Annotated in this window: 14 protein-coding genes and 4 tRNA genes; all 18 read right to left on the reverse strand. The window is 50.3% G+C overall.

Features of this window, described 5'->3' with window-relative positions; all coding sequences use genetic code 11:
* Nucleotides 1-280: flavodoxin (locus K5753_00530; GenBank protein ID MCR4725691.1), on the reverse strand; the 280-nt coding region annotated here is incomplete at its 3' end.
* 124 nt (nt 281-404) lie between these two features.
* Nucleotides 405-1,607, reverse strand: a complete 1,203-nt coding sequence (locus tag K5753_00535) for a sodium ion-translocating decarboxylase subunit beta (GenBank protein ID MCR4725692.1) — start codon at nt 1,605-1,607, stop codon at nt 405-407.
* A 7-nt stretch (nt 1,608-1,614) separates the two neighbouring features.
* Nucleotides 1,615-2,001, reverse strand: coding sequence for an acetyl-CoA carboxylase biotin carboxyl carrier protein subunit (locus K5753_00540; GenBank protein MCR4725693.1), 387 nt, complete (start codon nt 1,999-2,001; stop codon nt 1,615-1,617).
* Nucleotides 2,002-2,003: 2 nt separating this feature from the next.
* Entirely contained in the window at nt 2,004-2,363 is a 360-nt protein-coding gene (locus K5753_00545) for an OadG family protein (protein ID MCR4725694.1), read from the reverse strand.
* 2 nt (nt 2,364-2,365) lie between these two features.
* Complete coding sequence (locus K5753_00550; GenBank protein ID MCR4725695.1) at nt 2,366-3,748, reverse strand: pyruvate carboxylase subunit B; 1,383 nt, start codon at nt 3,746-3,748, stop codon at nt 2,366-2,368.
* Nucleotides 3,749-3,891: 143 nt separating this feature from the next.
* The gene (locus K5753_00555; protein MCR4725696.1) at nt 3,892-4,671 is read right to left on the reverse strand and encodes a ZIP family metal transporter; all 780 of its coding nucleotides are present in this window, start codon (nt 4,669-4,671) and stop codon (nt 3,892-3,894) included.
* 148 nt (nt 4,672-4,819) lie between these two features.
* Nucleotides 4,820-5,224, reverse strand: coding sequence for a hypothetical protein (locus K5753_00560; protein MCR4725697.1), 405 nt, complete (start codon nt 5,222-5,224; stop codon nt 4,820-4,822).
* 52 nt (nt 5,225-5,276) lie between these two features.
* The gene (locus K5753_00565) at nt 5,277-5,948 is read right to left on the reverse strand and encodes an HAD-IA family hydrolase (protein ID MCR4725698.1); all 672 of its coding nucleotides are present in this window, start codon (nt 5,946-5,948) and stop codon (nt 5,277-5,279) included.
* Nucleotides 5,949-6,790: 842 nt separating this feature from the next.
* Nucleotides 6,791-7,165, reverse strand: coding sequence for a hypothetical protein (locus K5753_00570; protein ID MCR4725699.1), 375 nt, complete (start codon nt 7,163-7,165; stop codon nt 6,791-6,793).
* The gene (locus K5753_00575) at nt 7,162-7,515 is read right to left on the reverse strand and encodes a four helix bundle protein (protein MCR4725700.1); all 354 of its coding nucleotides are present in this window, start codon (nt 7,513-7,515) and stop codon (nt 7,162-7,164) included. The genes K5753_00570 and K5753_00575 overlap by 4 nt, the downstream gene beginning before the upstream one ends.
* Before the next feature lie 255 nt (nt 7,516-7,770).
* A tRNA-Gln gene (locus K5753_00580) sits at nt 7,771-7,845 on the reverse strand.
* Nucleotides 7,846-7,859: 14 nt separating this feature from the next.
* A tRNA-His gene (locus K5753_00585) sits at nt 7,860-7,936 on the reverse strand.
* 14 nt (nt 7,937-7,950) lie between these two features.
* A tRNA-Arg gene (locus K5753_00590) sits at nt 7,951-8,027 on the reverse strand.
* Nucleotides 8,028-8,048: 21 nt separating this feature from the next.
* Nucleotides 8,049-8,122: transfer RNA gene (locus K5753_00595), tRNA-Gly, on the reverse strand.
* Nucleotides 8,123-8,180: 58 nt separating this feature from the next.
* Complete coding sequence (locus tag K5753_00600; GenBank protein MCR4725701.1) at nt 8,181-8,648, reverse strand: metallophosphoesterase; 468 nt, start codon at nt 8,646-8,648, stop codon at nt 8,181-8,183.
* Entirely contained in the window at nt 8,645-9,217 is a 573-nt protein-coding gene (gene rdgB, locus K5753_00605) for an RdgB/HAM1 family non-canonical purine NTP pyrophosphatase (protein ID MCR4725702.1), read from the reverse strand. Before rdgB ends, K5753_00600 begins: the two co-directional genes overlap by 4 nt.
* A 7-nt stretch (nt 9,218-9,224) precedes the next feature.
* Nucleotides 9,225-11,825, reverse strand: a complete 2,601-nt coding sequence (locus tag K5753_00610) for an ABC transporter ATP-binding protein/permease (protein ID MCR4725703.1) — start codon at nt 11,823-11,825, stop codon at nt 9,225-9,227.
* A gap of 120 nt (nt 11,826-11,945) precedes the next feature.
* Nucleotides 11,946-13,217 (reverse strand): aminotransferase class I/II-fold pyridoxal phosphate-dependent enzyme, encoded by a 1,272-nt coding sequence (locus K5753_00615; protein ID MCR4725704.1) that lies wholly within the window; start codon nt 13,215-13,217, stop codon nt 11,946-11,948.
* Nucleotides 13,218-13,224: the final 7 nt, after the last annotated feature.

Consider the following 13,224-nt stretch of genomic DNA (forward strand, 5'->3'; position numbering starts at 1 on the left):
CGATGATCGAAGGCTCGCGATACCACCAGATCGGGAAGCCGATCAAGACGGCGTCGTAAGAGGAAAGATCGGTTCTTACTCCGATCTCGGGGCGCGCGGAACGATCCGCCATTTCGACGCTGCTTCGGGAATTCTTATTCATCCAATTCAAATCCGCTTTCGAGTAAGGGATCTTCGGAGCAATCTCGAAAAGATCCGCGCCGATTGCGTCCGATAGGTTTTCCGCAACGCGTTTCGTTACTCCGCTTGCGCTGAAATAGGCCACTAAAATTTTACGCATACGCTCTCTCCTTTTCTTCGTTTTCGCGCCTTATTATAGCATAAATCGATCCGAATTTCAATCCCCCTCGCCGCGTAAAAAAAACGCGCGACACGAAGCCGCGCGAAAAACGATTTGCGTTTTATCAGAAGATCGCGAGAAGGAAGCCCGCCGCGACCGCCGAGCCGATAACGCCGGCGACGTTCGGTCCCATCGCGTGCATCAAAAGGTAGTTATCGGGATTCCATTTCTTACCTTCGTTATGTGCCACGCGCGCCGCCATGGGAACCGCGGAAACGCCCGCCGCGCCGATAAGCGGATTGATTTTGCCTTTCGTGATGAAGCACATCAGTTTGCCCATAAGGACGCCGCCCGCCGTGGAGAAGCAGAACGCGAGGAGTCCGAGCCCGACGATCTTCAACGTGTCGAAGGTCAAGAAGGTCTCAAACTGCGCCGTCGCGCCGACGGAGATCCCGAGGAACAAGGTAACGATATTCATCAAAGCGTTTTGCGCGGTATCGGAAAGCCTTTCGGTAACGCCGCATTCCTTCAAGAGGTTACCGAACATCAAGCAGCCGAGAAGCGGCGCGACGCTCGGGAGAAGGACGCAGGTAATGATCGTAACCGCGATCGGGAAGATGATCTTTTCCTTTTTGGAAACCGTGCGGAGCTGATCCATTTTGATCATACGCTCTTTCTTCGTCGTGAGCACGCGCATTATCGGCGGTTGGATCAACGGGATCAACGCCATATAGGAATACGCGGCGATCGCGATCGCGCCGAGTCTTTCGGGAGCGAGGGTCTTCGTTACGAAGATCGCGGTCGGACCGTCCGCGCCGCCGATGATCGCGACGGAAGCCGCGACTTCGCCGGTAAAGCCGACGGTGATCGCAAGGATCAAAGCCATATAGATACCGAGCTGAGCCGCCGCGCCGAGGATCAATGACTTCGGGTTCGCGAGCATCGGACCGAAATCCGTCATCGCGCCGACGCCGATAAAGATCAAGCAGGGATACAAGCCGGTCTTAACGCCGATATACAAGACGTCCAAAAGTCCGCCGTGTTGGAGGACGTTCAGATAATCGACGCCGTGTGCGACCGCATCTTCGCCCGTCCACCATTCGGAATGGAAGAGCGCGGCGGATTCGGTGCTGAGCCCCGGAAGGTTCGTCAAAAGCATACCGAACGCGATACCGACCAAAAGAAGCGGCTCGAATTTTTTTGCGATACCGAGGAAGAGAAGCCCGCACGCGACGACCAGCATCACCACTTGTTGCCAATGGATCATCGAGTAACCGGATCCCTCCCAAAGGTTTTTCAGAATTTCACCAATGTTTACAGCACTCATAGTTCCCTCACGCGATCTCGAAAAGGGGCGTTCCGATTTGAACTTGCGTGCCCTTAGGCGCAAGGACGGCGACGAGCGTTCCGTCTTTGGTGGCGGTGATCTCGTTTTCCATCTTCATCGCTTCGACGAGCATAACGACTTCGCCGGATTTGACCTTATCGCCGACGTTCTTCTTCACCGCGACGACGACGCCGGGGAGAGGAGAAGGAGTCGCGTTTCCGCTTGCCGCAGCAGCGGGAGCGGCGGGCGCCGCGGGAGCTTGGACAGGAGCCTGAGCGGCGGCGGGAGCAGCCGCAGGAGCGGAAATTGCGTCATACTCGGAAAGGAGTTCCGCATTGCCCTTTTCCACTTCGACTTCGTATATTTTACCGTTCAATTTAACCTTATATTTCATAATTATTTTCCCTCCTCGGTGACTTCTTTGACAGAGATGAATTTGAGTTCGTTCAGGGGCGTTTGCAATTCGTCCGCGACGATCGCCATGATCATTGCCGCGGTGCGCTCGTCCACGTTATAGAGCTTGATGGCGCCGCTGCTGCCCGGAGCGAGTTCGGGCTCCGAAGCGGGCGCGGGGCTTTCGACTTTACTTTTATCCGCCGATTTTTTCCCCTTCCCTTCGAATTTGCGAACGACGAAGGAAAGCAGATAGATAAAGCCCATCAAGATGAACAAAACGCAAATTACGAGGCAGAATCCGACAAGCGCCAAAAGCAGACCTTGTGGTACCGTAAATTTGGTTGCGATCAAGCTTCCCATAATCAATCCTCCACCTTTTCAATGGTGTATTTTACTTGCTTTTCTTCTCTTTCTTTTCTCGCGGCGAAGAACTTCTCTGCGACCTGCGGGAAAGCGATGTAAGAAAGGACGTCTTCATCCGACTTCACGGTTCCGGCGAGCTCTTTCTTGGTCTTCTCGAAAGCGGGTTCCAAAGTGTCCGCAAAACGGCAAGTGATCGGCTTTTCGTCGCCGAGGACTTTCTTTTTGAGGTCTTCGTTGATCTTGCCGGGCGCTCTGCCGTACTCACCGCGGAGATAAGCTTTGACTTCTTTGCCGACGTTTACGTATTTTCCGTAAAGGACGTTGCTCGTCGCTTGCACGCCGACCATTTGGCTCATCGGGGTAACGAGCGGCGGATAACCGAGGTCTTCCCTGACCTTCGGGGTCTCGGCCAAGACTTCTTCCAATCTATCGAGCGCGTTCTGTTGTTCGAGCTGAGATAAGAGGTTACTGAGCATACCGCCCGGGACCTTGTAGCTCAAAGCGTTCGTGTCGGTGGAAAGAGATTTGGCTTTCAGCGTTCCGCTCTTGACGAAATCCGCGAAAACGGGTTTGAAGAAATCGTTGATCTTCTTCAAGACGTCGGCGTCGAGATCGACTTCGTAACCGAGTTGTTTTAAGGCGTAAGCGAGGGTCTCGGTCGCGGGTTGCGACGTTCCGCCCGAGAAAGTGCTCGTCGCAGTGTCGAGGATATCGACGCCCGCTTCGACCGCTTTCAGCGCGGTCATGTACGCGAGACCGGTCGTGCAGTGCGTGTGAAGGATGACGGGGAGTCCGACTTCGTTTTTCAAAGCGGAAACGAGATCGTAGGCTTCTTGCGGCCCCATAACGCCCGCCATATCTTTGATGCAGATCGTCGCACAACCCATTTTCTTCATCGTCTTGCCGACTTCGACGAAGTTTTTAAGGGTGTGGACGGGGCTCGTCGTGTAACTGATCGCGCCGGACGCGAGCGCGCCGCGCTTGATCGTCTCGTCGACGGCGACTTCGATATTTCTCATATCGTTCAACGCGTCGAAGATACGAATGATATCGATCCCGTTTGCGACGGAACGCTCGACGAATTTACGAACGACGTCGTCCGGATAATGCTTATAACCGAGAAGGTTTTGCCCTCTCAAAAGCATTTGCAATTTCGTGTTCGGCATCGCCGCTTTGATTTTGCGGAGCCTTTCCCACGGATCTTCGTTCAAGAAGCGCAAGCAACTGTCAAACGTCGCGCCGCCCCAACACTCGACCGAATAATATCCGGCTTTATCCATCTCGCCGAGAATACCCTCGAATTTTTCGATGGGAAGTCTCGTCGCAATGAGCGATTGGTTCGCGTCGCGAAGTACCGTTTCGGTAAACTGAACTTTCATAATCCCTCCTATTGAAAGAGCGGCAAAGCCGCCAAAATTTTCCTTTTAACAGTATAGCATTTTACGCGCGCGTGAGCAAAGCGATTTTACCCAAATACACGCAAAAATTCAAAATTTCGTCCATGAAATAAAAAAAACGGGGCGGTTTAACCCAACCCAACGTCCAAAGCCATCATAACGACGAAGCCGACGGCGAATGCGACCGTCGAAATATTCGTGTGCTCCCCTTTTGCGGTCTCGGGGATCAACTCCTCGACGACGACGTAAAACATCGCGCCCGCGGCAAACGCCAAAAGATACGGAAGGATCGGAAGAAAGACTTTTGCCGCAAAAATCGTCAAAAGCGCGCCGATCGGTTCCACGACGCCGGAAAGGACGCCGTATAAGAAGGTCTTTTCCTTTTTCATTCCCTCCGCGCGAAGCGGCATCGAGACGATCGCGCCTTCCGGGAAGTTTTGGAGCGCGATACCGACGGACATAACGATCGCGCCCGCGAGGCTGATGCTTTCGTTTCCGTAAAGCCAACCCGCGAAAATGACGCCGACGGTCATTCCTTCGGGAAGATTATGGAGCGCGACGGCGAGGAACATCTTCGTCGTGTTCTTCAATCCGCTCGGGACGCCCTCTTCGCTGTTGTCGTTATGGATATGCGGGATCACGATATCCAGCCCGAGAAGGAACAGCATACCGATCAAAAAGCCGATCACCGAAGGAACGAACGCAAACCGCCCGAGCGATTTGGACTCCTCGATCGCAGGGACGATCAAACTGAAAAACGAAGCGGAAACCATGATCCCCGCGGCAAACGCCGTCAGCCCCTTTTTGAGCTTCGGGTCCATTTCCTTTTTCATAAAAAAGACGCAAGACGCGCCGAGACACGTTCCCAAAAGCGGTATCAAAATTCCCCAAATCACTTTTCCCCACATAAACAATCCCTCAAAAAAAACCGTCCTAACTATACCATAAGCGTTTTCTTTTGTAAACCGAACGATTCCATATTGTTTATTCCGATTTATGCGGGAAAAGACGAAGCTACCGAAAAATGCCGCTCGGAGGCGGAAATTCCTCTCTTTCTCAAACGATATCGAATCGGAAATCTCCTTCTTTGCATTGCTCTTTCGTCTCGACAACGATATAGATTTTTCCCTTTTTGAGCCCGTCGATCTCAGACGAAATCTCTTCGCCCGCGCGAACGGAAAACAGCTCTTTTTTTCCGTCGCCCGCATCGTAATAGACGACCGCGCTACCCTCTTTCATTTTTGCGGAGTATTTCAATTTCTCCGTCGATGCGTTTTTACATTTCAAAGTCAAAACCTTCGTTCCTTCCAGCGACACGAAAGAAATCGAAGAAGAATCCGAAGAATTCGTCGTCACGATACCGAGAGCGTTATACGACGAAACGTACTTATCGCAACCCGCAAAACAAAAAAGCGACAAAACCATCGTCGTTACGACCATAATCAACAGAGCTTTTCTCATAATAACCTCCGACCCGTTTTAACCGCGCGATGCGTTTCCGAACGAAACGATCTCACGGAATATATTTTCTAATATCGACCGCGCTTTCCGCGAGAAAGGTTGCGCCCGCCTTCGTCAGCTCTTCTTTATCGCCGTATCCGTATAAAACGCCGATCGAATCGATCCCGACCGCGTTTGCCGCCGAAACGTCGTTCTCCCTGTCGCCGACCATTACGACTTCGGATCGATCCGTGACCCCGAGCCGTTCAAGCGCGTATCGAATCACGTCCGTTTTAGACGGGCGAAGGCTGTCCTCCGCCGTCGCGACAAAGTCGAAGTTCTTTTTCAAACCGAAATGATCGAGGACGAGATCCGTCGGGAGCGCGGCTTTGGATGTGGCGACGGCAAGCGTCTTACCCGCGGCTTTCAAATCCGAAAGTAAGGTTTCGACGCCGAAATAAACGACGTTTTCAAACGCGCCGCCCTTTTCGTTATAATACGTCCGATAAAAAGCGATCGCCCGATCCGTTTCCTCGGGAGAATAACCGAGAACGCGACCGAAAGAATCTTTGAGAGGCGGACCGACGAACTTTCGGAGTTTCGATCGATCCGGGAGTTCCCTGCCCATCTTACGGATCGCATACTCGAATCCATTCATAATCCCCGGCGCGGAATCCGTCAAAGTTCCGTCCAAATCAAAAAGAACATATCGGTAATTTTTCAAATGGCATTCCCCCCTATGCATCTTATCAACATTTCCGAACGACAAAAAAGAGGTCGGTTTATGAAGAAGATAAAATACATTACGTTCAGATTCATATTCTTCACTTCCGGAATAACCGCAAAGCGGAAAACCGACTTTTTTATGCTATCACAAAGAAGAACCCTTGTCAAACTTCGATCAGTCGCCGAAACAAAGATCATCAAAACAGCGCACAAATAATTCCGATACAAGGGAACCTGTTTTTTTGTGACACTTGTACCGACGGCGGAAGTGATGCAGTTTATTTCACAAACCGTGATGCTTTGCGGTTTTACCGCAAAGTGATGTGATGAGTTCCGCCTCTCGTGCCAATAGCGCACATCACCTTCCGCGAGAGCGACACACATCGTTCAAAAAAAGCGCCTTGCAATATCTATAAACCGAGTTTTATCGATTCAAAACCAATATTCTTTCATCTTTGATAAAAAATCTTTTGTTATCGGGTACCCGGAACTCTCCCCAATGACAGAGTCAATACCGCAAAACGGGCAAAGAGCCGTCTCCTTTGTTCCTTGAATCCATTCGTTAATTTCAGCAGGAGCAAATATGGATAAACAGAAAAAGCATCCGCATTTGTTGTCGTGTAAAAGCATAGCTTTATTATTTGTGCAAAAGTGATGTGCTCTGATTATTCTTTGATCCATTTTCACCTCTCTGAATCCCGACTTATCAATTTCTTTATCATAATATTATGGGATAAAAAGTGCAAAAGAAACCTCTCTTGCAATGGTAGACAAAAGAGATTTCTTTTATGTATAAGAGCACCTAAATGGTGCAGATTTAAGATAAGAAACCTAAAATGATACATAATAGATACATTCACATTATTCTGTCAAAAAGTGTTGCTTGTATTCAGGTAATGCTTTGACAGCTTCTAATGTTTCTTCTATGCCGGAGAATAGTGACACGTGACTGCCACCGACCGGTTCCCACATTGCCGGAAGTGCTCCGGGTTGGTTGCCTATATACATCCATTCTTCTTCGTCGAATTGGCGAAGTATCTCATAAACATATTTATAATAACCGTGTTTACTCTTCAAAATAACAAAACGTTTTATATGCTCCGGATTATAAATGACCTGTACGATTTCATCCGTCCAACCGTCAAGACCTTGCTTGAACATTATAGGCACAATTTCTTCCCAAGAGCGCATCGGCGTGATATGCCTTGTGATTCGTTTTTTAAATAGATTTTTCATTTGTTGTTTTCCTTTGCTGTGTTAACAGAGGAAACAAGCATCGCGCGGAGTGATTTACATTTTGATTCAAGGGAATTGTACCGCTCCTCGTTTATGTAATTTGTTTTGAAAAGCAATTCCAGCCAATACCCGGTTTCGTTCGCTTCTTTCAGCGCAATCTGCATTTTTGATATAAAATCCGCCGTCCCGTGCGCATATTTTGCCTCACGGATATTGGCACCAATGGACGTTCCACTCCTACCGATCTGATTTGAGATAATGCTTTCCCTCTGTTCTTTCAAAATTTTTACCAGATTGATAATCAATACGGCAAATTCCATAGATTGCTCTGCAAGTTTATCGTTTTGCATGCTTCCATCACCTTCCCAGTATAGTATATCATAACATTGACGTCATGCCAATGAAGCGTTTTCTTCGAAAACATGAAGCGGCGGCGTTGCCGCCATAAAGCACTTTCTGCGCTCGCATGAAGCGAAGCGCACACGTTCCCCTTTGTGTGCCGAAGGCACGCTTCATAGGGCGAAGCCCTGCTTCATTTTTCATGCATCGCAGATGCGCTTCATTCAAAAAACCGTCTTTTGGAAAACAAAAGACGGTTTTTTTGTTGGCTGGGGTGGCAGGATTTGAACCTACGGATGCGAGAGTCAAAGTCTCGTGCCTTACCGCTTGGCGACACCCCAACGGGTTATTAAAATGGGGTGAGTAGAGAGATTCGAACTCTCGGCCTCCAGGGCCACAACCTGGCGCTCTAACCAGCTGAGCTATACCCACCATTTGCCGCGTGCTGGCGAGCCAGGAGGGATTCGAACCCCCGACCTACGGCTTAGAAGGCCGTTGCTCTATCCAACTGAGCTACTGGCCCAAATCTACGCCGAGCACGGAATGGAGCGAGTGATGGGAATCGAACCCACACGACCAGCTTGGAAGGCTGGGATTCTACCGTTGAACTACACCCGCATAATTAGTAGCAGCGTTTGATATAATACAATGACAATAAAAGAAATGTCAACTATATTCAATTAAATTTTACGATTTCCGCAAAATATTTACCCTTCTCGACCGTGATCCTCGCCGCCGTCGCGCCGCCGCCGTAAGAAGCGGACGCGCTCCCGGGGTTTACGAACAAAACGCCGTCGAATTCTTCGATCTCCGCTTTATGCGTATGACCGAATAAAACGATATTAATGTCTTCCGATTTCGCTTCTTTCAAAAGCCACAAAAGCCCCGTCTTGACGTGTTGCTCGTGCCCGTGCGTGATCAGGATGCGGACGCCGTCGAGATCGAGGATCCTCTGCGTAGGCGTGTCGTCCCAAAGGTCGCAATTCCCTCTGACGAAAATAAATTTTTCGGGGTAAATATACTCGAATCCTCGGATCTTGGACAAGCCGTCACCGAGGAAGATGACGTAATCGCACGTTTCGAATGCCACCGCGATCTCACGGTCGCTATCCCCGTGCAGATCGGAAAATACCATGATGTTCATAATTTCGCCAACAAATTCTCCAAGGCGCGCGCGCGGTGGCTCACGCCGTTCTTTTCCTCTTCGGTCGCTTCGCCGAAGGTCTTTTTCAGTTCGTATGAATAGAACAACGGATCGTAGCCGAACCCGCTCTTCCCTTTTCTTTCTTTCAATATTTCGCCCTTTACGAAGCCTTCTCCCGCGAAGATTTCCCCGCTCGGATAAAGGAGGACGACGGTCGCCGCGAATTGCGCTTCGCGGTTTTCCTTGCCTTCGAGGTTTTTCAAAAGAAGATCGTTATTTTGTTCATCAGAAGCGTGTTCGCCGGCATAGCGCGCGGAATAGACGCCGGGCGCGCCGCCGAGCGCGGAGACCATAAGTCCGCTATCGTCCGCGAGGACGGCTTTATCGGTAAACGCGGCGACTGCGCGCGCCTTGATCAAGGCGTTTCCCATAAAATCGGGCGCGGTCTCCTCCGCTTCGCAGACGATACCGAGATCGGAAAGCGAATAGATCGCCTCGAATTTCCCTTTTAAGATCTCGCGGATCTCGCGAACTTTATTCTTGTTATTACTTGCGATCACGAGTTCCATTTCGTGGTTACTCCGTTCTGAGCGCGACGACGGGATCTTTCTTCGCGGCGATCTTCGAGGGGATGAATCCCGCCACGAATGACAAGAACATACTGATCACGACGAGGACCACGGCTCCGATGATCGGAAGCGCGGCGATGCCCGACAGCCCCGTCAACGATTTGATGATTATATTGATCGGGATATTCAAAAGCACCGTTACGAAGATACCGAATATACCCGACATAAACCCGATCGACAAAGTTTCCGCGTTAAACAAGCGCGAAATATCCCTCTTGCTCGCGCCGATCGAACGCAGGACGCCGATCTCTTTCGTCCTCTCCAAAACGGAGATATACGTTATGATCCCGATCATAATGGAAGAAACGACGAGGGAAATCGAGACGAACGCGATCAAGACGTAGGAAACGGTGTTGATAATCGTGCTGACCGACCCCATAAGGCTCGCGACCATATCGTTATACTTAATCTGCTTATCGGCGCCCGCCGTCTCGTTATATTCTTTAATGAGAGCGGAAAGCGTCTCCTTTTCGTGGAAACCTTTCGCGTAGATATAGATGGAAGACGGAGTGTCGAGATCGACGGCGCCGAGGGTCAAAAGGTTTTGATCCAAGCTTTCTCCTTCCGCGAACGGCGCGCCCGTAAAGACGTTTACTTCGGGGGTTTGCTTTTGCGCGAGCACGATCGGCGCTTGCGCGGTCTTTTGAATGACGTACTCGGTAAGATCTTTGTTATACGCGATGACGCCGCCGATGATTGCGGAAGTTACGCCTTCCTTCGGGCGAACGATACCCGCGATCCGCAAAGTGATCGCCCGATCGAGGACGTTTCGCATATAGTAAGTGTCGTTTTCTTTATTGACCCAATTTCCGTCTTGGTCTTTATATTTGTCCGCGCCGAGGACGACTTTGTAGGTCGTCCCGATCAAATCTTCGAAATCGTAAACCGAAGAGGTCAACTGCTCTTTCATCGCGTTCGAGAAGACCGATTTGATATCCTTTAATCCGATCGCGCAGAGCAGATAGTCGCTGATCCTGTTATACTTATCGACGGTCAAAACGACTTCGAAGACGTTCCCGTCTTTTTCTTCGTGCGCTTTCGGGAAGTTTCCTTCCAAAACGTCGTACTGCTCGGCGAGAAGTTCTTTGTTATCGACGAGCTCTTCCCAAATCGAGATCTCGTTCATCATCGCCTTCATATATTCGTTCATCAAAGCGCTGTTCTCCCCGCCGAATGCGCCCTGCATTTCCGCAGGCATTTCGTAGGGATATAATTGGTCGTTCTTATAATCCGAATAATTGCTCTTATAGATGCAGAAATTCGTGCTGTAAATATACTTGATCGCGTTCGTAATCGGATCGAAACGATCGCGATTTTGCTCGATCCAAGCCTTAAAGGATTTCAGATCGTTTACGTTCATCGCACCCGTCAAACCTTGAAGGAGTTTGGCGAGAACGTCGTGCGAATAGACGCTCTTCTCCGTCGGATACGCGTTTTTCGTGGACGATTCCCGATTCATGATCTCCGCGAAAGCGTCGGTGGAATAAGAAGTCTCGGTAATGACGACGGGATAGCCCGAGAGCGTGTCGCGCTCCAAACGGTTGATATAGTTTTGGAATCCGTTGGACAAAGAAAGGATCAAAGCGATCCCGATAATCCCGATACTGCCGGCGAACGCCGTTAAAAACGTCCTGCCCTTTTTCGTAAACAAATTGCGGAGAGAAAGCGAAAACGCCGTTACGAACGACATACTCGGTTTCTTCGTCTTTACGCGAGCCGCGCGCTTTCCTTTGAGTGCGGGCGCTTCGGCGGCGACTTCCGCTTCGCTTTTCTCGGTAGGCTCTTCTTTTTCGGCGGTCTCTTCGACTTTTTCTTCTTCCGCGGAAGCTGTCGAAGCGGTCTCTTCAACGCTCGCTTTTTCGGCGGAAGGATCGAACGGGAAGGTGTCGGAAACCATTTCGCCGTCTTTCAAGCGAATAATGCGCGAAGAATAGCGTTCCGCAAGCTCGGGGTTATGCGTAACCATAATGACGAGCTTATCTTTGGCTACTTCTTTCAGAAGTTCCATGATTTGGACGCTGGTCTCGGTGTCGAGCGCGCCGGTCGGCTCGTCCGCGAGAATGATATCGGGATTATTGACGAGCGCTCTCGCGATCGCGACGCGCTGCATCTGACCGCCCGAAAGCTGGTTCGGACGTTTGCCGAGTTGATCCGCAAGCCCGACTTTTTCGAGCGCCTTTTCCGCGAGGAGCTTCCTTTCCGCCCTCTTTACGCCGGAGAGCGTCAAAGCGAGTTCTACGTTTCCGAGAACGGTTTGATGCGGGATCAGATTATAGGACTGGAAGACGAACCCGATCGAATGATTCCTGTAATTATCCCAATCGCGGTCTTTATATTCCTTGGTCGAGACTCCGTTAATGACGAGGTCGCCGCTCGAATAGTGATCCAACCCTCCGATGATATTGAGAAGAGTCGTTTTTCCGCACCCGGAATGACCGAGAATGGAGACGAATTCGCTTTCGCGAAACGCCATGCTCACTCCTTTGAGCGCGTGAACTTCGGTATCGCCGGACAAATAATTCTTAACAATATCGATGAGTTGAAGCATACTCTCCTCCGTAAAATATCCATTACTTTTAATATATCAATATTAAAATATTAAGTCAAACGTTTCCGCCTCGTTTGGCGAATCCGCGCACCCAAGCGAAAAAAAGGCTCCGAAGAGCCTTTAATCGAGCAATTGTTCGAGAACGACGATCTTCAAAACCGTCATCAAAACGTCCGTCGCCTTTCGGAGATCCTCGCAGGAAGGATACGTCGGAGCGATGCGGAGATAAGAATCGGTGTCGTCGATATGCAAAGGATGCGACGCGCCCGCGGGAGTGATCGTCAATCCCGCTTTTTTGCAAAGCGTCCAAACGCGTTTCGCCGTCCCGTTCGGGCATTTCAGGCAAATGAAATAGCCGCCCTTCGGGGCGTTCCAAGTAACGAGATCGCTGTTGCCGAAATTCTTTTCGAGCGCGTCCAAAACGATCTCGAATTTGGGACGGATCTTCTCGGCTTGCGCTTTCATAATCGTCTTGATCTTCGCGACCGATTCGAGATAGAGGAAATGCGCGTATTGCCAGATCTTATTGAAACCGATCGTCTTCCACCCCATCTTTTCTTTGATGGAAGCCATATTCTTCGGGGACGCGATCACGACCGCGACGCCGCCGCCCGCAAACGTAATCTTGGACGTCGAAGAGAACATATAGATTCTGTCTTCCGTCCCCGCTTCTCTCGCGATATCAAAGATATTGACGAGCTCGGGAGCGTCGTCCGAAAGCGTGTGGACGAAATAGGAGTTATCGTAATAAATGCGGAAATCCGGCGCCGCGACTTTCATTTGCGCAAGGCGTTTTACGACTTCGGGGCTGTACACGACGCCGCTCGGATTGCTGAAACGGGGAACGCACCAAATGCCCTTGATCATCGGATCGGATTTAACGAGATCTTCGACGACGCCCATATCGGGACCGTCCTCGTTCATCGGGACGGAGATCATCTCGATCCCGAGTTTTTCGCAGATATTGAAATGGCGATCGTAGCCCGGAACGGGGCAAATGAATTTGACTTTTTTATCGAGCTTACACCAAGGCTCGGAAGAAAGGACGCCCGTCAGCATCGAATCGGAGATCATATCGTACATCAAATTCAAGCTGCTGTTTCCGCCGACGTAGACGTACTCCGAGGGGACTCCGAAGAGCTCGCCGAAAAGCTGTTTCAGCTCGGGAATTCCGTCCGAAATACCGTAATTCCTGTAATCGGGACCCTTCGGAAATTTCGTGTTTTCCGAAAGAACCGAGAGAAGCGGCATCGAAAGATCGAGTTGCTCGGCGGCGGGCTTTCCTCTCGACATATCGAGCGAAAGTTTCTCTTTTTGGATAACGTCGTACCGTTTCTTTTCCGCCGTAAGCTCGTGCTTGATTTCTTCTTTAGAAAGGGATTCGTATTTCATACCTGCC

The sequence above is a fragment of the Clostridia bacterium genome (assembly GCA_024685775.1).
GTDB lineage: Bacteria > Bacillota > Clostridia > Christensenellales > CAG-1252 > CAG-1252.